The 21,813-nt window shown below is 42.4% G+C and carries 20 protein-coding genes; 13 read left to right on the top strand and 7 right to left on the bottom strand.

What is annotated here, in order from left to right:
• The first annotated feature begins 257 nt into the window (after positions 1-257).
• Complete coding sequence (locus K1M91_RS08510; RefSeq protein ID WP_232801318.1) at positions 258-851, top strand: FMN-dependent NADH-azoreductase; 594 nt, start codon at positions 258-260, stop codon at positions 849-851.
• Between the two features lie 50 nt (positions 852-901).
• Here the strand turns inward: K1M91_RS08510 and K1M91_RS08505 are convergent, their stop codons facing one another.
• Positions 902-1,069 carry a YqaE/Pmp3 family membrane protein gene (locus tag K1M91_RS08505; RefSeq protein ID WP_232801317.1) on the bottom strand — a complete coding sequence of 56 codons (168 nt, stop codon included), beginning with the start codon at positions 1,067-1,069 and terminating at the stop codon, positions 902-904.
• 216 nt (positions 1,070-1,285) lie between these two features.
• Here K1M91_RS08505 and K1M91_RS08500 point away from each other — a divergent pair, with 216 nt between their 5' ends.
• Entirely contained in the window at positions 1,286-1,975 is a 690-nt protein-coding gene (locus tag K1M91_RS08500) for an SDR family oxidoreductase (protein WP_232801316.1), read from the top strand.
• 61 nt (positions 1,976-2,036) lie between these two features.
• Here the strand turns inward: K1M91_RS08500 and K1M91_RS08495 are convergent, their stop codons facing one another.
• Positions 2,037-3,230 carry a putative manganese transporter gene (locus K1M91_RS08495; protein WP_232801315.1) on the bottom strand — a complete coding sequence of 398 codons (1,194 nt, stop codon included), beginning with the start codon at positions 3,228-3,230 and terminating at the stop codon, positions 2,037-2,039.
• A gap of 242 nt (positions 3,231-3,472) precedes the next feature.
• On the opposite strand from K1M91_RS08495, the gene K1M91_RS08490 reads away from it, so the two are divergent.
• Entirely contained in the window at positions 3,473-4,063 is a 591-nt protein-coding gene (locus tag K1M91_RS08490; RefSeq protein WP_232801314.1) for a pentapeptide repeat-containing protein, read from the top strand.
• A gap of 155 nt (positions 4,064-4,218) precedes the next feature.
• Positions 4,219-5,175, top strand: a complete 957-nt coding sequence (locus K1M91_RS08485; protein WP_232801313.1) for a Wadjet anti-phage system protein JetD domain-containing protein — start codon at positions 4,219-4,221, stop codon at positions 5,173-5,175.
• A gap of 9 nt (positions 5,176-5,184) precedes the next feature.
• Here K1M91_RS08485 and K1M91_RS08480 read toward each other — a convergent pair whose 3' ends face one another.
• Positions 5,185-5,952 (bottom strand): hypothetical protein, encoded by a 768-nt coding sequence (locus K1M91_RS08480; protein WP_232801312.1) that lies wholly within the window; start codon positions 5,950-5,952, stop codon positions 5,185-5,187.
• 67 nt (positions 5,953-6,019) lie between these two features.
• Positions 6,020-6,709, bottom strand: coding sequence for a HAMP domain-containing sensor histidine kinase (locus K1M91_RS08475; protein ID WP_232801311.1), 690 nt, complete (start codon positions 6,707-6,709; stop codon positions 6,020-6,022).
• Positions 6,710-6,842: 133 nt separating this feature from the next.
• Here K1M91_RS08475 and cysB point away from each other — a divergent pair, with 133 nt between their 5' ends.
• Positions 6,843-7,817, top strand: a complete 975-nt coding sequence (cysB, locus tag K1M91_RS08470; protein ID WP_232801310.1) for an HTH-type transcriptional regulator CysB — start codon at positions 6,843-6,845, stop codon at positions 7,815-7,817.
• Between the two features lie 15 nt (positions 7,818-7,832).
• Here cysB and K1M91_RS08465 read toward each other — a convergent pair whose 3' ends face one another.
• Both K1M91_RS08465 and pabB read right to left on the bottom strand, forming a co-directional pair.
• Positions 7,833-8,378, bottom strand: a complete 546-nt coding sequence (locus K1M91_RS08465) for a CoA pyrophosphatase (protein WP_232801309.1) — start codon at positions 8,376-8,378, stop codon at positions 7,833-7,835.
• 33 nt (positions 8,379-8,411) lie between these two features.
• A complete protein-coding gene (pabB, locus tag K1M91_RS08460; protein ID WP_232801308.1) occupies positions 8,412-9,821 on the bottom strand; it encodes an aminodeoxychorismate synthase component I in 1,410 nt (469 codons plus the stop codon).
• Between the two features lie 132 nt (positions 9,822-9,953).
• Between pabB and K1M91_RS08455 the strand changes: the two genes are divergently transcribed.
• The 5 genes from K1M91_RS08455 to pssA all read left to right on the top strand — a co-directional run bounded on the left by K1M91_RS08455 (position 9,954) and on the right by pssA (position 18,936).
• A complete protein-coding gene (locus K1M91_RS08455) occupies positions 9,954-11,474 on the top strand; it encodes a fumarate hydratase (protein WP_232801307.1) in 1,521 nt (506 codons plus the stop codon).
• 242 nt (positions 11,475-11,716) lie between these two features.
• The gene (locus K1M91_RS08450) at positions 11,717-12,907 is read left to right on the top strand and encodes an amino acid aminotransferase (protein ID WP_232801306.1); all 1,191 of its coding nucleotides are present in this window, start codon (positions 11,717-11,719) and stop codon (positions 12,905-12,907) included.
• A gap of 581 nt (positions 12,908-13,488) precedes the next feature.
• Complete coding sequence (locus tag K1M91_RS08445; protein ID WP_232801305.1) at positions 13,489-15,894, top strand: N,N'-diacetylchitobiose phosphorylase; 2,406 nt, start codon at positions 13,489-13,491, stop codon at positions 15,892-15,894.
• A 91-nt stretch (positions 15,895-15,985) separates the two neighbouring features.
• Positions 15,986-17,398, top strand: coding sequence for a phosphoglucomutase/phosphomannomutase family protein (locus tag K1M91_RS08440; RefSeq protein WP_232801304.1), 1,413 nt, complete (start codon positions 15,986-15,988; stop codon positions 17,396-17,398).
• A 173-nt stretch (positions 17,399-17,571) separates the two neighbouring features.
• The gene (gene pssA, locus K1M91_RS08435; protein ID WP_232801303.1) at positions 17,572-18,936 is read left to right on the top strand and encodes a CDP-diacylglycerol--serine O-phosphatidyltransferase; all 1,365 of its coding nucleotides are present in this window, start codon (positions 17,572-17,574) and stop codon (positions 18,934-18,936) included.
• A gap of 31 nt (positions 18,937-18,967) precedes the next feature.
• Here pssA and K1M91_RS08430 read toward each other — a convergent pair whose 3' ends face one another.
• A complete protein-coding gene (locus K1M91_RS08430) occupies positions 18,968-20,185 on the bottom strand; it encodes a Bcr/CflA family multidrug efflux MFS transporter (RefSeq protein ID WP_232801302.1) in 1,218 nt (405 codons plus the stop codon).
• A gap of 226 nt (positions 20,186-20,411) precedes the next feature.
• Between K1M91_RS08430 and K1M91_RS08425 the strand changes: the two genes are divergently transcribed.
• The 3 genes from K1M91_RS08425 to K1M91_RS08415 are packed head-to-tail and all read left to right on the top strand — an operon-like array spanning position 20,412 to position 21,436.
• Complete coding sequence (locus K1M91_RS08425; RefSeq protein ID WP_232801301.1) at positions 20,412-20,579, top strand: DUF3012 domain-containing protein; 168 nt, start codon at positions 20,412-20,414, stop codon at positions 20,577-20,579.
• The gene (locus K1M91_RS08420) at positions 20,576-21,133 is read left to right on the top strand and encodes a DUF1415 domain-containing protein (RefSeq protein WP_232801300.1); all 558 of its coding nucleotides are present in this window, start codon (positions 20,576-20,578) and stop codon (positions 21,131-21,133) included. The genes K1M91_RS08425 and K1M91_RS08420 overlap by 4 nt, the downstream gene beginning before the upstream one ends.
• A gap of 3 nt (positions 21,134-21,136) precedes the next feature.
• A complete protein-coding gene (locus K1M91_RS08415) occupies positions 21,137-21,436 on the top strand; it encodes an MliC family protein (protein ID WP_232801299.1) in 300 nt (99 codons plus the stop codon).
• Positions 21,437-21,813: the final 377 nt, after the last annotated feature.

Below are 21,813 nucleotides of genomic sequence, written 5' to 3'. Positions count from 1 at the left end.
AGCGCAGCTTACTAGGTTTGCTAGTTTATTGTTCTTCTACTGTATCTAGGATTGTATATATCAGGCTATTATTATGTGTATAGATTATTAATTGTTAGTTGTAAAAAAATAGGTTGAAAATCAGATAATGGACAAGATTGTGATGTTTGTTCTAAATAATAGAATGTTTTAGCTTAAATTTAGCACTATTATTCAAGATTGTGAGGCTATAAAGTTGGCGTAAATATTCCTAGATGATAATCAAAAGGGCGCCAATAATGAAAAAAGCATTGCTATTACAATCAAGTATTTTAGGTGAACATTCTCAATCTTCGCTGTTGGTGGCGCACTTAGCTGCGCGCTGGCAGGCGCAAGGTGTGCGAGTAACGTTACGTGACTTAGTGGCGGAGCCTGTTCCTGTGTTAGATGGGGCCATTGCCACAGCATTACGCGGTGGTGATAATTTAGATATGCAGCAAACGCAGGCTTTGGCGCTATCAAATCAGTTGGTTGAAGAGTTGATGCAGCACGATACGCTAGTGCTTGCTGCGCCCATGTATAATTTTAGTGTTCCTACCCAGTTGAAAAATTGGTTTGATTTTATTGCTCGTGCTGGCGTGACATTTGCCTACACTGAGAAAGGGCCGCAAGGTCTTGTAACGGGTAAAAAGGCGATAATTATTACCACTCGTGGCGGTGCCCACAAAGAATCAGAGCATGATCATGTAACGCCTTATTTAAAAACGGTGTTGGGCTTTATTGGTATTACTGAAGTAGAAGTCGTTTACGCTGAAGCACTGGCGATGGGGCCAGAAAGTGCAGAGCAGGGGATTGCGTTAGCTAAGCAGCAGTTGAACGAAATTGCCGCGTAAAAAATGATTTAGGCGAGCTAACAAACAATGTTAACTCGCCTGATATAGCACTAGCCATCTTTCATTGTTACCCAAAGGGCATGAACCACACCTGGGAAAAACACGATTAAACACAGCACTATGTTGATCAGCAAATCAACGCCCACGCCCTTTTTCAAAAATACCGCAATGGGTGGCAATAATAACGACAAGATAATCAGTAGTAACTTGTTATCCATTTTCTTTTTCTCCATTCAAGTAATGTCTTAGCCAGTGTATAGGCTATATCAAATAAATGACATCTGTTAGGCTAGTTCAATGTAGATTTTGTTGCGTATAAAAGCGTTAGCGAAATATTTAAGCCAACTTTAGGTCATTGATGGTTATTCAATTAATGCAGGCTTGATGTGGCGTTAATGAAAACCAACCTCATAGAAACGGAGTAACTAGATACGATGGAAACAATACTGATCACTGGTGCTAACCGTGGTATTGGTTTGGCCCTGACTGAAGCATGTTTAAATAAAGGTTATGCGGTACTGGCCACTTACCGTGATGAAGGTAGCTGCGGGGCTTTAAAGGCGCTAGGCGGAGAGCATGCTGAGTTAAGTTTGATGACATTATCCCTTGATGATGAAGCGTCAATACTAGCCTTGGCTGAGGGGTTACAGGGCCGCAAAATTGATGTACTGATCAACAATGCGGGCGTCATGGGGCCGACGAATCAATCCCTAACAGACATGGACAGTACTGGTTGGTTAAATGCCTTTGCTATTAACACCATCGCACCTTTTACGTTAAGTCGATTGCTATTAGATAATTTGAGCCTCGCTGAACGGCCTCGTATTGTGACTGTTTCAAGTCAAATGGGCTCGCTTAACCGAGTAAGTAAGGGCGCATTTGCTTATCGTAGCTCTAAGGCCGCGGTGAATAAAGTGATGCAAGTAATGGCGCTAGAGCTCCAAGAGCAGGGCATTATTGTATGTCCAGTGCACCCTGGTTGGGTACAAACCGATATGGGCGGCAGCGAAGCCGAGATTACCGCGGAGCAAAGCGCGGTTGGGATCCTTGAATTAGTAGAAAAGCTACAACTTGAGCACTCAGGGCGTTTTTGGACCTGGCAAGGAGAAGAACATCCTTGGTAATGGTTGTTAAAATAGAGGGCGCGCCGACTTGGCTGCGCCTTATTTGACTTTAGTAACCTAATTATTCGAATAGATAGTAATAACCATAAGCGACCACAAAAGCGGGAATAGCAGAATAAAAAGTGGCGACCAGCGCCGCTTTGGGTGCTAGCGCTAAGGCCGGAAATAACGCATCACCATCGTTTGATATGCCATTGGCAATTTGACTTGAAAGGGGCACCGCGCTGCTGATGTATAAACTCGTCACCAAGATTTGCGGCCCACAACCGGGTAATAAGCCAATGATTAATCCCATTAATGGCATCCACGGCCCCCAGCCAGTGAGAGACTCAGAAAGATTAACACCTGCGAAATGAATTGTTAACTCAAAGCTGAGTAGCGCCACAATAACCCAAGCACTAACAAAGTGGGTATCTTGTGCAACTTTTTCCATTGGATGTATGCAAGTTTGTTTATCACTTTCAGCGACGGTGGATTGATAGTCACAGGTTTTCTTAGTTAATGCCCATAAGCTTAATGTGAGAAGCGACAATATTGCGCCAACCCATTCAATGCTATTACTCGGCAATGACAGTAACTGATTGATGTTGATTTGAAACGAGTTAAGTGCGGCAATGATAAGAGCTGGGACCATAAGTAGTTGCCAGAAAAGACCTTGTATGTTGATGATACTATTATTAGATGCTAACTCTCGGTTTTGTATTGTTGGGCCTAATGGGGTTGAATGAATACTTGGCCGTAAATAGTCGTCACTGTGAAAGAAGTTAATAATAATGCCAGATATCATGCCGACCGCAACGCCAAGTACTATCATAAACAGCCCTACTTGTGGCTTACTTGCCAATAGTAAAAAGGCGGCGTCGCCCATAGTTGCGGTTAGTACGGCCACCATGGCTGAAAACCCCACTTTTCCTTGGATAAATTGAGTGGTTACTATGATGGCGCCACCGCAGCCGGGCAGCGCGCCCATCAATGCAGCGAAAATGACTTGGTTTTGGCGTGAGTGTCGATATAACTGGCTGATCCTGCTGGTGTGATCAAATAACCTAGACAAATAATGGTAAAGGGTGAGGGTAAAAGCGACATAACAAGATACGGCCCAAAAAGCATCAGCAAGTGTTGCCACGATAATGGATTGCAAGTCGTCCTGTAGTAATAATGTTAGTAGTAGCACAGGAAGAAACAAACGTTTATGGGAAAGCGTAAATTGCTTTAAAGAAAAATACGTTACATTGTCAGTAGCGAAAAATTGCATCGAATCGGTCTCACAAGTGATATTAATTACCATTATATGCAAATGATAACTATTATCAATTGTGTTTTTCGATAGTATTCACGCTTGGTTCTTAAATGTTGAGATGAATCGTTCTTTTTAGTACCGTTTACAGCGTATGATGGATGGAGGAAACCACTATCTAATGGGCCCCCCTGAGTCAATAGGCTTTATCTTTCAGGTATTTACTCAATTTCCCCCTTAAATGCATTATGGAATTCACCATGTTTAATAATCAAACCCAGTATACAGACGAAACATTTGACCAACTCATTAGCCAACATGAGCATCATTCATTAACGTTTGAAGACTGCAGTTTTGAGCGGTGTGATTTTTCACAAGCGAGTTTTAATCGTTGTCAGTTTATCCGGTGTAACTTTTTACAGTGTAATTTGAGTAATGCTTCGATATTAGGCTGCCAGTTCAATCAGGCTTTGTTTACCGATTGTAAATTGCTCGGCATCGATTGGACTCAAGCCGTTTGGCTTGACTATGTGTTTGATCAAACGGTGTCTTTTAAATCATGTTTACTTTCGGATAACTCATTTTTCGGTTTAAGTCTTAATGAACTAACGCTGAAAGATTGTAAGGCGCATCGGGTTGATTTTCGAGAGGGGAGTTTTTGCCGTGCTGACTTTAGCGGCTCAGATTTCTATGGTAGTCAATTTAGCCAAACAAACTTAACGCAAGCTAACTTTGTTGGAGCAGAAAATTACCACATGGATATTACCCGAAATCGTTTACAAAAAGCTAAATTTAGCCGCTATGAGGCCATTTGCCTATTGTCGAACTTAGATATAGAACTGGTAGATTAGCAGTACTATCCCATTTATGAATGTGTTAGGGATAGAAAAATTTAATCATGTCAAATCATGAACATCTTCACGTTGTTGGGGCATTGTTCTTGGGTTATTTTGGCCATCGGGTATGATAAAAATTCGTTGCTGAACACGGATGTAGATAAATATTCATGGCTGGATTATTTGATGATGAGTATGTTCAATACGCAGCGCGTCAGTTGCTTGATGGTCATGAAGTAAATTTATCGGCTAAACGTTTAGCTGAGCTTAAAGGGTTGTTAACAGACAATCATTTCACCTTGTCAAAAGGGCAGCGCTTCTGGCTTAACCCGCAAGGTAAGGAATACATCAAGCGGCAGTTAGCGCAGGCGAAACCCATTGGTGTCTCCGATCCTGAATTGGATATTCAACAACTCAATATTCACCTTCCCGAGCAAGTTAACCAACATGTACTTCAAGCATTATTGAAAAAGGATGCGAAGAAAAAATTAGACGAGGCTGACCGGCAACGACTGATTGAAGTAGACATTAAAGTCACTAAAGATGATATTTTACGCCTTCGCTCTGCCCATGGCTTTAGTTTATATCTTAGACAAGGTAGCTTGCTTGATTTATCGAGTGTCTTTGCTTTATCTGACGAGTGCATTCTATCAGAGCGTTTATTAACGACAGTGACAAAGTTACTGCCGGGTGATGTCGCTTTTACTCATGTGATCACCGTTGAGAACCTTGGCGCATTTATTGAAATAGAATTAAAGCCGCAATGCTTGTTTATTTATGCCCCTGGCAATAATACACGATTAGCGGAATTATTAGTGGGAATGTTACCCGCTAATATTAGTTGGGTGCATTTTGGCGACTTAGATCAAGCTGGTATCGACATTGGTTTGCGGATGGCGGCTAATTTAGCGCGCCCTTATAAGCCTTTGTTACCACGAAATTTACATGACATAGCAGTGCGCTACGGTAGACCGGTTGAAAGCCGTAAGCCCGAGTTAGAGCAAAACAAAAGAGGTAAGCTACCTTGGCAAACCGCTAAGTTAAACCCAGAGCTGGCGGCGCGCTTGGCGCCGCTGATTGAACAAGATTTGTGGCTAGAGCAAGAGGTGATCGTGATGTGCTTGTAAAGTAATGGATTACCACTTCTTTTTAGGCTGAAACAGCACATCTAATTCATCGACCTCTTTCTCTTGGCGCTCTTTTAAATCGGTGTCACTGGCTGTTTTAAGCTGTGAATTCATTTCCGCTTTCATTGCTTCCATTTGCTCAAGCTTAGATTGTAAGTAAGCATCACGATCGGGTACGCCAGATAAAGTGGTAATGGCTTTATCTAATAATTGTTTGACGGTACCGAATTGCCTGTTCATTTTTGCTGTTTGCGCGCGCGCGATAGCATTCTCAAGATTAATTTTCAGCTGCATTAATTCTAAGCGGCGGTTTTCCATGACGTAAACAGGGGTTTCAACTTTACCTTTTGAATGCTCAGAACGAACAATGGCACGTATTTTTTTGATCACTTGTAGCATTAATAGTGCTTGCTTGTCGTTATCCGGTGAACGGTATGAGTCACTTGGCGGCGCTTGGTAATTTTGCTGAATGTTGCTAATTTGCCCGGTAATATCATTTAGCCTTTGCTTAACTTGACCCAGGGTTGGGTCAACTTGAGCAATGGCTTGTAAGGCGTTATAAACACGTTGGTGTAATATTAACAACAGCTCTTTGCTAAAGGGTAAGCGCGATGCCTGTAATAGCATTTCATCGGTTTCTTCAATAACCGCTTTTTGTTTGACGATAGTCGCGCGTTTTTCCGCTTCTACCTTTTGTCGATATTGCTGGAGGATGTTGTAACCTATGATCACAAACAAAAGTACACCAGCTAGAATTAATATTAATGGAAGAACCATAGTATCCTCAGGTCGAGATTAAAATGCGAATCGCCGAATATTTGAAATATTACAGTCATATATCTTATCAGGGTAAGGTTAGCATAAACTGACTACCGCCTAACTCACCGCCATTTTTCAAGGAAATGTGACCTGTATTGTTTTTTATCTCATGGGCTGCGGCGATTTTTTTCGCAAAAAACAGGCCTAAGCCAGTTCTGCCACGCGTTACATCAAAATCGGCCAACGTGTTTTCACCTATCTTAAGCATTTCATCGGGGTAACCTTGGCCATTGTCTTCAACCAAAATCTCTAATTTCATATTATGAATTTTGGCAGAGACGCGAACTTTATCTTTAGTATAGCGCAGCGCATTGACGAGAATATCGTTGATTAAGTAGGCGATTAGCTCGCCATCAAAATACCAGGAGAGATCGGGGTCAACGTTGAGGGATATGTCGACATTTTTATTTTGGTAAAAGGTTTGATTACGGCCTACTTGTTCTTCCAAAATATCGTAGACAAAGTGCTCGGCGATATTAATAGGCAGTTGTTCACGTTCGTACCGGTAGAGCGCCAAAATTTGCATTAAACCACTATTTAAGCGTGACGCCTCATAATGTAAGGTGGCAATTTGCTGACGCTTTTCTGGTGGATCATTCTCACTGTCCGCCGATAAGGTATCGATGGATTGCAACAACATAAATAATGAATTTTTCATGTCATGTACAGCTGTTGCGAGGACTGCTGCAAAATCTAAATTATCGTTTTGGGACATAAAAATTCCATAAAATTAATCCAAATCAATTAGTTTCAGCTTACCTTTTGCCATTAATGGGGTAAAGTAAAACCGTTTTTTCCTTATTCTGTTAAAATTTAGCAGAAGATGTTCATTTTAATATGGTGAAATAATGAAACTGCAGCAGCTCAGATATATTGTCGAAGTGCTCAATCATAGTTTAAATGTTTCCGCGACCGCAGAAAGTCTGTACACCTCGCAACCTGGCATCAGTAAACAAGTGCGAATGTTAGAAGACGAGCTGGGAGTGCAAATATTTGAGCGCAGTGGTAAACACCTTACCCAAGTAACTCCTGCGGGAAAGGATATCATTCGTATTGCTTCTGAAATATTAGGCAAGGTTGAAAGTATTAAATCCGTTGCAAGTCAGCACACTCACCCTGATGAAGGGACGTTGAATATTTCAACCACTCATACCCAAGCGCGTTATGCATTGCCTGATGTCATTAAAGGGTTTATTAAACGCTATCCCAAAGTTTCATTGCACATGCACCAAGGTACACCATCGCAAATCAGTGAGGCGGTCGCAAAGGGCACGGCTGATTTTGCTATTGCCACGGAAGCGCTGCACTTGTATCACGATTTGGTAATGTTGCCTTGCTATCACTGGAATCGCAGTGTGGTGGTGCCACGTAACCACCCTTTAGCGGATAAAAAACGTATTACGGTTGAGGACGTGGCTCAGTATTCTCTGGTTACTTATGTGTTTGGTTTTACCGGTCGCTCTGAGTTAGATGCGGCTTTTAACGCCGCCGGGCTTGAGCCAAAAATTGTGTTTACCGCCACGGATGCTGATGTTATCAAAACGTATGTTCGTTTAGGCATTGGTGTGGGTGTGATTGCCACTATGGCAATCGATAAACATCAAGATAGTGACTTAGTTGCCCTTGATGCCAGCCATTTGTTTGACTCAAGTACTACCAGCATTGGTTTTAGGAAAGGCACATTTTTACGCGGTTATATGTATGATTTTATGGAGCGTTTTGCGCCGCATTTAACGCGCGATGTAGTGGATAAAGCCATTATGTTGAAAAGTAATATTGAAGTTGAAAATATGTTTAAGGATATTGAATTACCCCTTAAATAAGGGGGCTTAAGGTAACTAACTCAAGTGGCGGTATAAGTTATCTAATATCGCTGCGGTTGCCCCCCAAATTAGGCGCTGCTGATAGCGGATAAAGACTAAATCGTGTGGCTTGTTTGCCAGTGTTACTTGGCAATGCTGCTTTTGTTTTATCTGATTCAGGGGCATAAAAAATATGTCTTTAACTTCGTTGGGGTCGGCTGTTAAGTTAAAGCCAGGCTGCAATTTAGCCAAAATTGGCGTGATCGTAAAACCACTGCCAGTGTGAAAAGTGGGCAGGGTGCCTAGCACATTAATAAACTCCGATGTTAAGCCAACTTCTTCCTGCGTTTCTCTTAGGGCGGTGTGCACCAAAGATGGATCCGTTGGCTCTACTTTTCCTCCGGGAAAAGATATTTGCCCTTTGTGATGACGTAAGTGTAGGGCTCGCTGAGTTAATAACACTTGCCATTGGTGCTGATGCCGATACAACCCAACGAGGACGGCAGCTGAGCGACCCCGTGGTGCTTGATGATTATGGGGCAGTGCTTGTTGTAGAGTAAAACGATGAAATATATGGCGCACCTCATTTCCCTCCAACTTACTCAACGTCACTGATTACACGGTCAGCAATGGTAATATTTTCGCCACTTTATCAAAGGTTTCTTGATATTCTGCAGCGACCTCTGAGTCTGCCACCAAGCCCCCGCCTGCCCAACAATAAAGCTGGTTGTGAACGCATACCACAGTGCGAATGGCAATGTTAGTATCCATGTTACCTTCAGCACTAATATAGCCCAAGCTACCACAATAATAACTGCGACGATGTGGCTCTAACTCTTCTATTATCTCCATGGCACGAATTTTTGGCGCACCAGTAATCGAGCCCCCCGGAAAACATGCTCTGAGTAAGTCTTCTGCTTCATAGGGCGGGGCTAACTCACCGGTTACCGTGCTGACTAAGTGATGCACCGCAGGATAGCTTTCAATTGCAAACAGCTCTGGTACCGCAACACTGCCAGGTGTGCACACTCTGCCAATATCGTTGCGTAGTAGATCGACTATCATCAGGTTCTCGGCGCGATCTTTTTCTGCTGTCGCTAACGCATGCCTCATGGCTGCATCCGCTTGTGACTCTGTCATTCGCGGCCTTGTCCCTTTTATTGGTTTTGTTTCTACCTTATTGTCTTCGAGTTTTAAGAAGCGCTCAGGAGAAATTGATAGCACGCAGCCTTGTGTCAGGCGCATGAAACAAGAAAACGGTGCCTGATTGGCTTGCACTAATGTTAAATAGGCTTGGTATTCATCACCACGATATTGCGCCATAAAGCGCTGCGCCAGATTAACTTGATAACAGTCGCCACTATGTAAGTAGCTTTGTACCTGCTCAAATTTTTCCTGGTATTGGCGTTGGCTCATGTTGGATTGCCAATCGGATTCAAGAGCGAACGGTACTGTATTTGTTTTATTAACGGTTAATTGATGCAACCAAGCTAAGCGCTGTTCAATAATCTGTGTTGCCTTTGGTCCATTAGCCACCAGATGAACTTGTTGTATTTGATGGTCAATAATCAAAGCCCAATCGTAGAAACCTACCGCCATGTCAGGCAAGGGCAAATCATGCTGTGCTTGATTAGGCATTCGCTCAAATTGACGACCTAAATCATAGCTAAAACAGCCCATGGCACCGCCGTTAAAGGGCAATTCTGTTAGCGGGAGGGCGTCATCAATTAAGCAACAAGGCTGACTTAAATCTTGGCTAAATAACTTCTTACGCCAATCTTGTACTAAAGCGAGTGGGTCTTGATTGGTGGTTAGCCGCTGCTGTTGATAGCTGACTTGGCTGGTTTTACCATAAGTTTCAATGCAAGCGATGGGCTCTGCGCTAATAATTTGGTAGCGATTATGTTGGCTTAGTGGCGGCTGGCCGCCCAAAATTATGGCCCAAGGTTGTTGAGATAGCGCAATTTTTATTCGATTTAGCGCTGCCATAGAGAAAGACAAGTTTTTTTTAACAACTAACGACATCTTTTTTCAAACCATACCAGAGTTTTTAACACACTTGCTGGATGCAAGGTTCGCGCAAGAGTATCATACGGGGTATAACAATAAAGCTAATTATGCTCCTAGGTTGGGGCAAGGAACAGTGAGGCAACGTCGATGTCAGTGATAAAAAAAGAACACCTTATTGAAAGTGTAGCGGATGCGCTGCAGTTTATTTCTTATTACCACCCGCTGGATTTTATTCAAGCGCTGGAACAGGCGTATAACAAAGAAGAAAGCCAAGCCGCTAAAGATGCAATGGCGCAAATTCTCATCAACTCGCGGATGTCGGCCGAAGGTCACCGACCAATTTGTCAAGACACTGGTATTGTGACTGCATTTGTTAAAATTGGTATGAATGTACAGTGGGAAAGTGATTTAACGGTACAGCAGATGATCGATGAAGGTATTCGTCGTGCTTATAACAATGCTGATAACCCATTGCGCGCTTCCATAGTGGCCGATCCTGCTGGCGCACGTAAAAACACCAAAGACAATACCCCAGGCGTGGTTCACATTGAAATGGTGCCGGGCGATAAAGTGGAAGTGATGGTAGCGGCTAAGGGCGGCGGCTCAGAAAACAAATCGAAAATGGTCATGCTCAATCCCTCCGATGATGTCGCAGCTTGGGTTGAAAAAACCGTACCGCTGATGGGGGCGGGTTGGTGTCCGCCGGGGATGTTAGGCATAGGCATTGGCGGTACGGCGGAAAAAGCCGCGGTAATGGCAAAAGAAGCATTAATGGACCCGGTAGATATTCATGAGCTTCGTGAGCGTGGCGCGCAAACCACAGATGAAAAGCTACGTTTAGATATTATGGATAGAGTCAATAACCTTGGTATTGGTGCACAAGGCTTAGGTGGCTTGACGACTGTTCTTGATATTAAAATCAAAAGTTGCCCAACTCACGCCGCCTCTAAGCCGGTGGTGATGATCCCAAACTGTGCCGCCACGCGTCATACGCATTTTACCCTTGATGGCAGCGGTCCTGCGGAACTTAAACCGCCACGTTTAGAAGACTGGCCTGAGGTAACATTTGAGGTGGGCGAGAATGCTCGTCGGGTTAACGTAGATACGTTAACCAAAGCCGAAATGCAAGAATGGAAGATGGGGGAGACAGTGTTACTGTCAGGCAAAATCCTTACTGGCCGTGACGCTGCCCATAAGCGTATTAAAGAATTGATGGAGTCGGGTAAAGGCTTACCTGAAGGAGTTGATTTCAATGGTCGCTTCATTTACTACGTTGGCCCTGTTGATGCGGTAGGCGAAGAGGTAGTTGGTCCAGCAGGCCCAACCACGTCAACGCGAATGGATAAGTTTACGGATTTCATGCTTGAAGAAACCGGATTGATGGGCATGATAGGTAAAGCAGAGCGTGGTCCAGCAACAGTTGAATCAATCAAAAAACACCAAGCTGTGTATTTGATGGCAGTTGGCGGCGCTGCATATTTAGTCGCTAAGGCGATTAAGCAGTCTCGTGTCGTAGCGTTTGAGGACTTAGGGATGGAAGCAATCTACGAGTTTGAAGTAGAAGACATGCCAGTGACGGTAGCAGTAGACTCAACCGGTGCTAATGCTCATGAGCAAGGCCCAGCTATTTGGCGTGCTAATATTGCTGATGCTAATGCATTAAAGTAAGTGAAAGTAGAATAAATATGCAAAAAGCCGGCAAGAGCCGGCTTTTTTGATCGACGAATACGGTTCGATAATGTGCAGATTTGTTATTGGTTTGTTATTAACATTCTTTTTTTCAGTTTTTTTGCCTGAAAAATAAAAAAAAGCAGTAAAATTACACCAAAATGTGACTTTCTACTTTGTTCGTAATTGGCGCAATGGTATAACTGAGTTGCAACTTTTAGTCATATTATTGAGGGATTACAATGTTTGAGAAGGTCGTTGAAGCTGCTGCAGATCCAATTCTTGGTTTAACTGAAGCGTTTAAAAAAGACGAGCGCGCAGAGAAAATTAACCTAGGTGTAGGTATTTACAAAAATGAAGATGGCCAAACGCCAATTCTAGAAACAGTTAAGAAAGCTGAAGCACGTCTTTTGGCTTCTGAGACGACTAAAAGTTACTTAAGCATTGAAGGTAATGTTGCTTACGGTAAAGCGGTACAAGCGCTGCTTTTTGGTAAAGACAGCGATATTGTTGTTAATCACCGCGCATTTACTGCACAAGCACCAGGTGGTACCGGTGCACTGCGTACAGCGGCAGATTTTGCTGTTAAACATTTACCTTCTAACAAAATTTGGGTCAGTAACCCAACGTGGGCGAACCACGGCAATGTATTTAAAACAGCTGGTTTAGAAGTTGTCACTTATGATTACTACAACGCTGAAACGCGCGATTTAGATTTTGCCGCTATGCTAGCGTCACTAGAAACAGCGCAAGCAGGTGATTTAGTGCTGTTCCACGGTTGTTGTCATAACCCAACGGGTATTGATCCAACGGCTGAGCAGTGGGAAATTTTAGCTAAGCTGTGCGCGGTTAAAGGCTTACTGCCATTATTCGACTTTGCTTACCAAGGTTTCGCTAAGGGCGTTGAAGAAGATGCGCAGGGTTTACGTATTTTCGCGCAGTACAATCAAGAGTTATTGATTGCGAATTCTTTCTCGAAAAACTTTGGTTTATACAACGAGCGCGTGGGTGCGGTAACGTTAGTTGCAGCGACTACGCAAGTGGCTGAAGTGGCCTTCAGTCAAGTTAAGAGCGGTATTCGTGCTAACTATTCAAACCCGCCAGCACACGGCGCGGCTGTGGTAACTGAAATTCTAAATGATCCTGAACTTTATGCTGAGTGGGACAAAGAAGTTGCTGAAATGCGCGACCGCATTCAAGAAATGCGTACCTTGTTTGTGCAAACGTTAAAAGACAAAGGCGTACAAGGCGATTACAGCTTTATTGAACGTCAAAATGGTATGTTCTCTTTCTCTGGTTTAACTCCTGAGCAAGTGGCGACATTAAAAGATGTTCACGGCATTTATATTGTTGGCTCTGGCCGTATCTCAGTTGCAGGTATGACCAAATCAAATATGGATGCATTGTGTGAAGGTATTGCTAAGGTGGTTTAATTCACTTTAGTACAAAAATAAACGCTGCTAATTGCAGCGTTTTTTTTGCCTGATGTTTGCCGATGTGCAGCATTAAAGTAATGTAAACGTGAATATATGTAATCGCGCTGTAAACAACATTGACATCAGCCTACGTTAATTCCGTTAATTACGTTAACCTAAGCCGCTGTTAAGCCTTGAAAGTCAGTAGAACCAATCTTGTAGAGCTTATGAAACATTAAGAAATACAATGCTTTAATCTTGAGTTTTTTAGACTAGGTGACAGCTATCACAGTATCTAAGAACAGAGACCTTGAATGCCTATTCGCGCTTTGTTTCAGTGGTACAATGTGGTAAAAAACACGGCGTTAGAAAAGGATTTTTTCACAGGGAAGCTATCAGGTTGTTGGGCCTTGTGAATATCAGCTTTTATTTATTATTGAAAAGTTGTTATTTCACGGTGTTTTGATTTAGACACTAATTAAAAGCAACCATTATGATACAAAGTGATTTTTAACTTTTAGTTTTATTTTTTTGCGAGTATCACATTTTGGTATTTTGGAAGCACCAAAGTACGCAACATAAGTAAGGATGGATAATAAATGAAATACGGTTTTTTTGATGATGCAAATCGAGAGTACGTGATCACGCGTCCGGATACACCGGCGCCGTGGACCAACTACTTAGGTACAGAAAAGTTCTGTACTGTTATCTCTCACAATGCTGGCGGTTACTCTTTCTACAATTCTCCTGAGTACAACCGTGTTACTAAATTCCGTCCAAACGCGTCTTTTGACCGCCCTGGACATTACGTTTACTTACGTGATGATGAAACAGGTGATTACTGGTCTATCTCATGGCAGCCAGTAGCGAAAAGCCTAGACGAAGCGAAGTATGAAGTTCGCCACGGTCTTTCTTATTCAAAATTCAAATGTGAATATAACGGCATCACAGCGACTAAAACATTATTCGTACCAAAAGGCGAAGATGCAGAAGTATGGGATGTGGTTATTGAAAACACGGGCGATAAGCCACGTACTATCTCAGCTTTCTCTTTTGTTGAGTTCTCTTTCTCTCATATTCAGTCAGACAACCAAAACCATCAGATGTCTTTGTACTCTGCAGGTACGTCTTACACTGAAGGTGTGATTGAATACGACCTATACTACAACACTAATGATTTCGAAGGTTTCTACTACCTAGCATCAACGTTTAGCCCTGACTCATACGATGGTCAACGTGATAACTTCCTAGGTGCATACCGTGATGAAGCTAACCCAATTGCGGTTGAAAACGGTAAATGTTCTAACACAGTTAAAACTTGTTACAACCACTGTGGTTCTCTGCACAAGCAGTTCGTTATCCAACCTGGTGAGAAAGTACGTTTTGCCTTTATTCTTGGTATCGGTAAAGGTAACGGCGATCGTCTACGTGAGAAATACCAAGACCTAGCTAATGTTGACGCAGCTTTCCAAGGTATTCTTGATCACTGGGAAGAGCGTTGTAGCAAATTCCAAGTTAAGTCACCAAATGCTGGTCTTAACTCAATGATCAATGCTTGGACCTTATACCAAGCTGAAACTTGTGTGGTTTGGTCACGTTTTGCTTCATTCATTGAAGTAGGTGGTCGTACTGGTTTGGGTTACCGTGATACTGCGCAAGACGCTATCTCAGTACCTCATGCTAACCCGAAAATGACACGTAAGCGTCTTGTTGACTTATTACGTGGTCAAGTTAAAGAAGGTTACGGCCTACACTTATTCGATCCAGATTGGTTCGATCCAGAAAAAGCGGACGTTAAACCATCTAAATCACCAACGGTAGTACCTACACCGTCTGATGATGACAAAATTCACGGCATCGAAGATACGTGTTCTGATGACCACTTATGGATCGTTCCTACGATTTGTAAATACGTAATGGAATCTGGCGAAGAAAGCTTCTTCGACGAGCAAATTCCTTACGCAAACGGTGGCACAGCGTCTGTTTACGACCACATGAAAGCAGCGTTAGACTTCTCTGCTGAATATGTTGGCCAAACGGGTATCTGTAAAGGTCTTCGCGCCGACTGGAACGACTGTCTAAACCTAGGCGGTGGTGAGTCAGCCATGGTTTCTTTCCTTCATTACTGGGCATTACAAGAGTTTATCGACCTTGCTAAATACCTAGGTAAAGAAGATGACGTTGCTAAGTACACGGCAATGGCGCAAGGCGTGCAAAAAGCCTGTGAAGAGCACCTATGGGACGAAGAGGGTGGCTGGTACATCCGTGGTCTAACTAAAGACGGTGACAAAATTGGTACTGCGCAACAAGCTGAAGGTCGCGTTCACTTAGAGTCAAACACACTGGCTGTGCTTTCAGGTGCGGTTTCGCAAGAGCGCGGTGAAAAAGCGATGGATGCGGTTGATGAGAACTTATACTCAGAATACGGCTTACACCTAAATTCACCTTCGTTCTCAACGCCAAACGACGACATCGGTTTCGTTACTCGCGTTTACCAAGGTGTTAAAGAAAACGGTGCAATCTTCTCACATCCAAACCCATGGGCTTGGGTAGCGGAAGCGAAACTAGGTCGTGGTGACCGTGCGATGAAGTTCTACGATGCACTAAACCCATACAACCAAAATGAGAATATGGACAAACGTGTTGTTGAACCATACTCATATGTACAATTTATCATGGGTCGTGATCATGAAGATCATGGTCGTGCTAACCACCCATGGTTAACAGGTACTTCTGGTTGGGCTTACTTTGCGGTAACTAACTTTATTCTGGGTGTGCGTTTAAGCTTTGAAGGCCTAATTGTTGACCCATGTGTACCAACTAACTGGCCTGGATTTGAAGTACAACGCGAATGGCGTGGTGCTAAGTTCAACATCAAAGTTGAAAATCCAAATGGCGTAAGTAAAGGTGTTGCCTCTGTAACCCTTAATGGTGTTGCCGTAGAAGGTGCCATTCCTGTTCAGGCTGAAGGCAGCGTGAACGAAGTTGTTGTGGTAATGGGCTAAGCCTCAGCCTCAATCATAATGTGATTTTTAAGGGGCGGGCAGTCATGCAGCGCCCCTTTTTTGTTTTTATTTTTAGAGTGTAGGGAAAGTAATGATTAAATTTGGAACAGGCGGCTGGCGTGCATTTATTGGTGAAGAGTTCACTAAAGATAATGTACGTTTAGTTGGCCAAGCACTATCTAATATTATTAATACAGAAAATGCAGCGGGTAATGGTTTTGTCGTTGGTTTTGACCGTCGTTTTATCTCGAAAAAAGCGGCGACTTGGCTAACGGAAGTGCTTGCTGGTAACGGTATTACCGTTAGTTTCATCGATAAATATGTACCGACTCCGATCGTGATGTTTAAGTGTCGTGAAATGGGCTGTCAATATTCAGCCTGTATTACTGCTTCTCATAACCCTGCTGATTACAACGGTATTAAAGTGTTCATTGAAGGCGGCCGCGATGCTGATGAAGTGATCACACAAAAAATTGAAGCACAAATCGCTAACTTAACCCTAGCTGATGTGAAATCATTGGATATAGACGTAGCGATTGCAGATGGCAAAATATTGCTAATCAACCCAATGAATGAATTTGTTGACTCAATTTTGAATTACTTAGACGTTGAATCAATCAAAAAAGCAAATTTAAAAGTGTTGATTGACCCTATGTTCGGTGTAGCAAAAAATGCACTGCAAACTGTGTTGATTTCAGCGCGCTGTGAAGTTGACGTGATCAACGATGGTGAAAACCCAGGTTTTGGTGGTTTAATGCCAAGCCCAAGTGCAGCCACCTTGTACCGACTAAAACACCTTGTTGCGCATGAAGGTTACGACATTGGTATTGGCACTGATGGCGATGCTGACCGTTTAGGTATCATTGATGAGAAAGGTAACTTTATTCATCCAAATGAAGTACTGCTGCTGTTGTATTACTACCTACTTGAATATAAAGGCCTTAAAGGGTCTGTGGTACGTAATATCGCGACGACGCACCTATTGGACAAAATTGCTGCGGATCATGGTGAAAAGAGCTTTGAGGTTCCAGTGGGCTTTAAACACATTAGTTCGCAAATGGAAGCTGACGATTCCCTTATCGGTGGTGAGAGCTCGGGTGGCCTAACTATTCGTGGCCATATTAAAGGTAAAGATGGCGTATTCGCGTCAAGCCTATTAGTTGAAATGATCTGTGTAACAGGTAAAAAACTAGGCGAGTTACTAAAAGAAATCTACGGCAAGTACGGTTACGCTTACACCGCAGAAGGCGACTGTACGTTTAAACCTTCTGCTAAAGAAGCGCTATACAAGCGTATTTATGAAGATAAAGAGCTGCCAGAGTTTGCTTACGAAATCGAAAAAGTCAGTTATGAAGACGGCGCGAAAGTGTACTTCAAAAATGGCGGTTGGGTGATTGCTCGTTTCTCTGGTACTGAGCCTTTACTGCGTATTTTTGCTGAGATGGAAGACCAGCCAACGGCGGAAGCCGTGGTTGCACAAGTTAAAGCATTCCTGAACGTGTAATACTTAGTGTTATCAAAAAGCTCCGAAAGGGGCTTTTTTTTTAACTGAAACGACCTAAAAAATCATATTTGTTTTGGTAATTTGCGATAAAGGTGAATAGTTAAACAGATGATTTGTAAATAACTTGATATAATATCGCCGCTTTTACAACATTGAGTATAAGAATTTTGGGCATGATGGACAGAATCAATCGAAGTTTAACCTTTATAGCTGAGCAACCCTTTCTGATCAGTCATATCAGTGATATACAGTTTTTGTATGAGGCTGCTGAATTCAGAAAGTGCATTCTCGCTTCGATCGCTAATGCCAAGCATCGTATTTATTTGACCGCTTTATATCTAGAAGATGATGAGGCCGGACAAGAAATTTGGCACGCACTTAATCAAGCGAAGCAAAGTAATCCAGCACTAGAAGTAGTGGTGCTTGTTGATTTCCATCGCGCACAGCGTGGTCTTATTGGCCAAGCAGCGGATTCCACTAATGCGACTTTTTATCAACAGTTTGCACAAACCTTTAATAGTGACTTTAATATTTATGGCATACCAGTTAAAAGCCGTGAATTATTTGGCGTGTTGCATTTAAAAGGGTTTGTGTTCGACGACCAAGTGCTTTACAGCGGTGCAAGTTTAAATAACATCTATTTGAATAAGAAAGACCGTTATCGCTACGATCGCTATTGTCTTATTAAGCACAATGAATTGGCCGATAGTTTTGTTAACTATATCGACGATCTAATCAAAGGTGACTTTGCGGTCGTGCCGTTAAATATTGCGCCAATCCCCACGTTGACCGAGATGAAAGGGCAGCATAAGCAGTTGCGTCGCCATTTGAAAAGAGCCCAGTATCAATATTCCGGCCACGTGTTGCCGAAAAAAATCGAACCTGATTGCATTGGGGTTGCACCATTAGCTGGTTTTGGTGCTCGCGGTAATAAATTAAACCAAATGATACGCCACATCTTTCACAGCACACGTCGTGAATTGATCTTATTTACACCTTATTTTAATTTTCCTGCGGCATTGTCGCGTGATATTGCCGCCATGTTAAAACGCGGCGTTAGCATCACCTTGGTTGTTGGCGATAAAACGGCTAATGACTTTTACATTCCGCCATCTGAGCCCTTTAAAACCATTGCTGGTTTACCGTATTTGTATGAAGTTAACTTACGCAAGTTTGCCAAGCGACATAACAAATATATTGATCAAGGTAGCCTTAATATTCATTTATGGCGCCATGAAACTAACAGCTTCCACCTTAAAGGAATTTATTCAGACAGCCAAACAATGTTACTGACGGGTAATAACCTCAACCCTAGGGCATGGCGTTTAGATCTTGAAAACGGTTTATTACTTCAAGACAAAAGTGGTGCTTTAGCAGATATGCAAGAAAAAGAGTTGGAGCTCATTCTTGCTCACACCACTCGTATTAATCACTACAAGCAAATAGAAACCTTAGAAGATTACCCTCAGCAAGTGCAGAGACTACTAGGGCGAATGCGGGTGTTTCGTGCTGATAATATGGTTAAGCGCATTCTTTAAATGCGCTTACTGCCTTACAGTGTTGGTTATCTTAGGCTGCGTCAACCGTCGTCATATTTTTGTCGTTAGTGGGTTTAACCAGCCAGAGATAACTTGCTATGGAGAGTACCGCGCAGACAAACATTCCTCCAGCCATTGAATCGGCATTATTGCTGTGAAACATGCTGACGATGGCGCCTGCCACGGCGCCCATACCAAACCTGAGGGTACCTGTAAGGGCGGTAGCAGTACCCGCCATGTCACTAAATTCGTTTAGAATACCAGCCATGCCATTTGAGCCAATTAATGACATAACGCCAACAAAACTGACCACAGCAGCCACGATGAACAACCGACTATTCACATTGAATAACATAATCAGCAACATCATCAAAGCAGCAAAACCCAACAGGCTCAAACCCAGCTGTAGCATGTATATATAGCCTTTAGTTTCAACAAAGCGGCCATTTGACCAGGTTAAGATCATCATAAATATGATATTCAAGCCAAAATAATAACCGTATTGTTCGGTGGGAATGCCGAGAAATTCAATGTAGACATAGGGTGAGGTGGTTAAAAAAATAAACATACCAGAAAATGAAAAGCCACTGGTGAGGATAAAGCCTAGTACCCGGCGATGTTTAAGCACTTTTATGTAATTGCGCGCCACACTGCCTAGTCGCAATGGGATCCGGTTTTCCTCAGGTAAGGTTTCTGGAATAAATACCATAACTGCTATTGCAGTGAGTAAGCCTGCGGTTGACAGAAAATAGAAAATAGCGCGCCAATCAGCAATGATGAGGATTTGCCCTCCTAGCAAAGGGGCGACTAAAGGGGCGACGGTCATGATTAAAATTACAAACGACATCACTTTAGAAAAAGCATCTTTGGCAAACATGTCGCGTAATAAAGCGCTGACAATAACCGCACCTGCGCCACCTCCGATCGCTTGAATAAATCGTAATATCATTAAAGTGGTAATGTCTTGTGCAAAGTACACCAATCCATTGCTGACGACAAAAATGAATAAGCCAGATAGTAATACTTTTTTCCGGCCTAAGCTGTCAGAGAGAGGGCCGTAGATCATTTGGCCAATAGCAAAGCCAACTAAAAAGACACTTAATGTTAATTGCACCAAACTGATTCGGGTGTCTAATGCTTGGGTTATGGTCGGGATCGCTGGAAGATACATATCCACTGCAAGAGGGGTCAGTCCAGACAAAGATCCTAGGATGACAAGCAATAATAGGCTTGGCTTAGTTGGATTCATCGATTATTGCCAAATAAAATAGTGGGCTCAATAAGGTATTAGATAATTGTTGTGAAGTCCATCAAACTATTGCATAACCAAAATGAAATGAGATTATGTCTTAGCTGGAAGGTTAATCGTTGCTGATTGAATGATATTAAGTATTAATTTTGCGCTAACTATTAAGCCTTTATGACAATTGTAGTAATATTTGAAAAACAACTTATTACAAATTGAGAGAGCCTTGATGAGATTAATTAACGTATTTTTTGCTGGCATTTTTATGCTGTTTCTAACGGCGTGCTCACCGGAAGTTGGCTCAGAGGAATGGTGCCAGCAAATTAAAGAAAAATCAGCAGGCGATATTACCGCAAATGAAGCAGCCGATTATGCCAAGCATTGTGTATTTAAATGATCATTAAAGAAGCAGAAATTGAGCAAAAAATTTGGACTTGGTTAGAGCAAGTGGTCATAGGTTTAAACCTATGTCCTTTTGCCAACAAACCGCACCGCAATAAGCAAATTAAAGTGTTATTAAGTGATGCCAATGAGCCACAGCAGTTTTTGGATGATTTAGCGCACGCATTCGGATTACTAGCGAACACCGATGCTAAAACATTAGATACGGTTTTGTTTGCCACGCCGGATTTATTTGCCGATTTTATGGACTTTAATGATGCGCTCGATTGGGCCGATGCATTACTCGCCGAGCAAGACTGGTATGGCGTTTATCAAATTGCCAGTTTTCATCCTCATTATCAGTTTGCTGGAACAGACCCCGAAGATGATGAGAATTTAACTAACCGAGCGCCATACCCTATTTTTCACCTGATCAGGGAGGAGAGCATGAACCGAGCATTGGATAGCTACCCGGATCATGACAAAATCCCTGAGCGTAATATTGCGCGTGTTAGCGCACTAACAAACACTGAAAAGAAACACCTTTTTTCATATTTATATAAGGATTAAACCATGAAAAGTATCATGCTGGCAGTTACAGGCGTTTTAGCCGTTGCAACACTTTCAGCTTGTTCTAAAGCGCCTGCTGGTGACAAGTATGTCTGCCAAGATAAGGTGGAGTTCTACATTGATATTAATGATGACAAAACTGCAACCCTGTATTTTAAAGGCAAAGAAGAAGCCTTAACGTCTGTTCCTGCTGGCTCAGGCGCGAAATACGTTAGTGATGAGCATATGTTTTGGTCCCATCAAAATGAAGCCATGCTTGGCGAAGGGCAAAATCTACATAAGCAATGTCTAAAACAAGGTTAAATTTGGCGTTAGGGTGTTAACCTAAACATAAACATGCATTATCATGCATAAAAAAGCCTAAAAAATTCATAAATATTCAAATAAGGCGGCTTTTATATTTATAGTTTATGTTTCTGAGTATAAGTCTTTTTAAGGTTGAATATACTAAGTATTTATCTTTAACTGGTGTTATGTTCTTTTTTTATTGGCTAGCTCGACCTTGAGTTAGCATTTTAAACTGCAGTGTTGGCTTAATTTATTATTTCTAGCTTGAGCCAATTCTATCGATCATTTAATATTGCGATTTTCAGCTGATCCACCGAAATGATGGGTAAGATTTTAATACTATTATCAGCGGTTGATTTGCGTGGTAACGCAAAGTGAAGAGTGGTAAGGGA

The organism is Motilimonas sp. E26, assembly GCF_021278025.1.
Taxonomy (GTDB): domain Bacteria; phylum Pseudomonadota; class Gammaproteobacteria; order Enterobacterales; family CBDFNC01; genus Motilimonas.
This window is presented reverse-complemented; position numbering and strand designations above follow the sequence as displayed.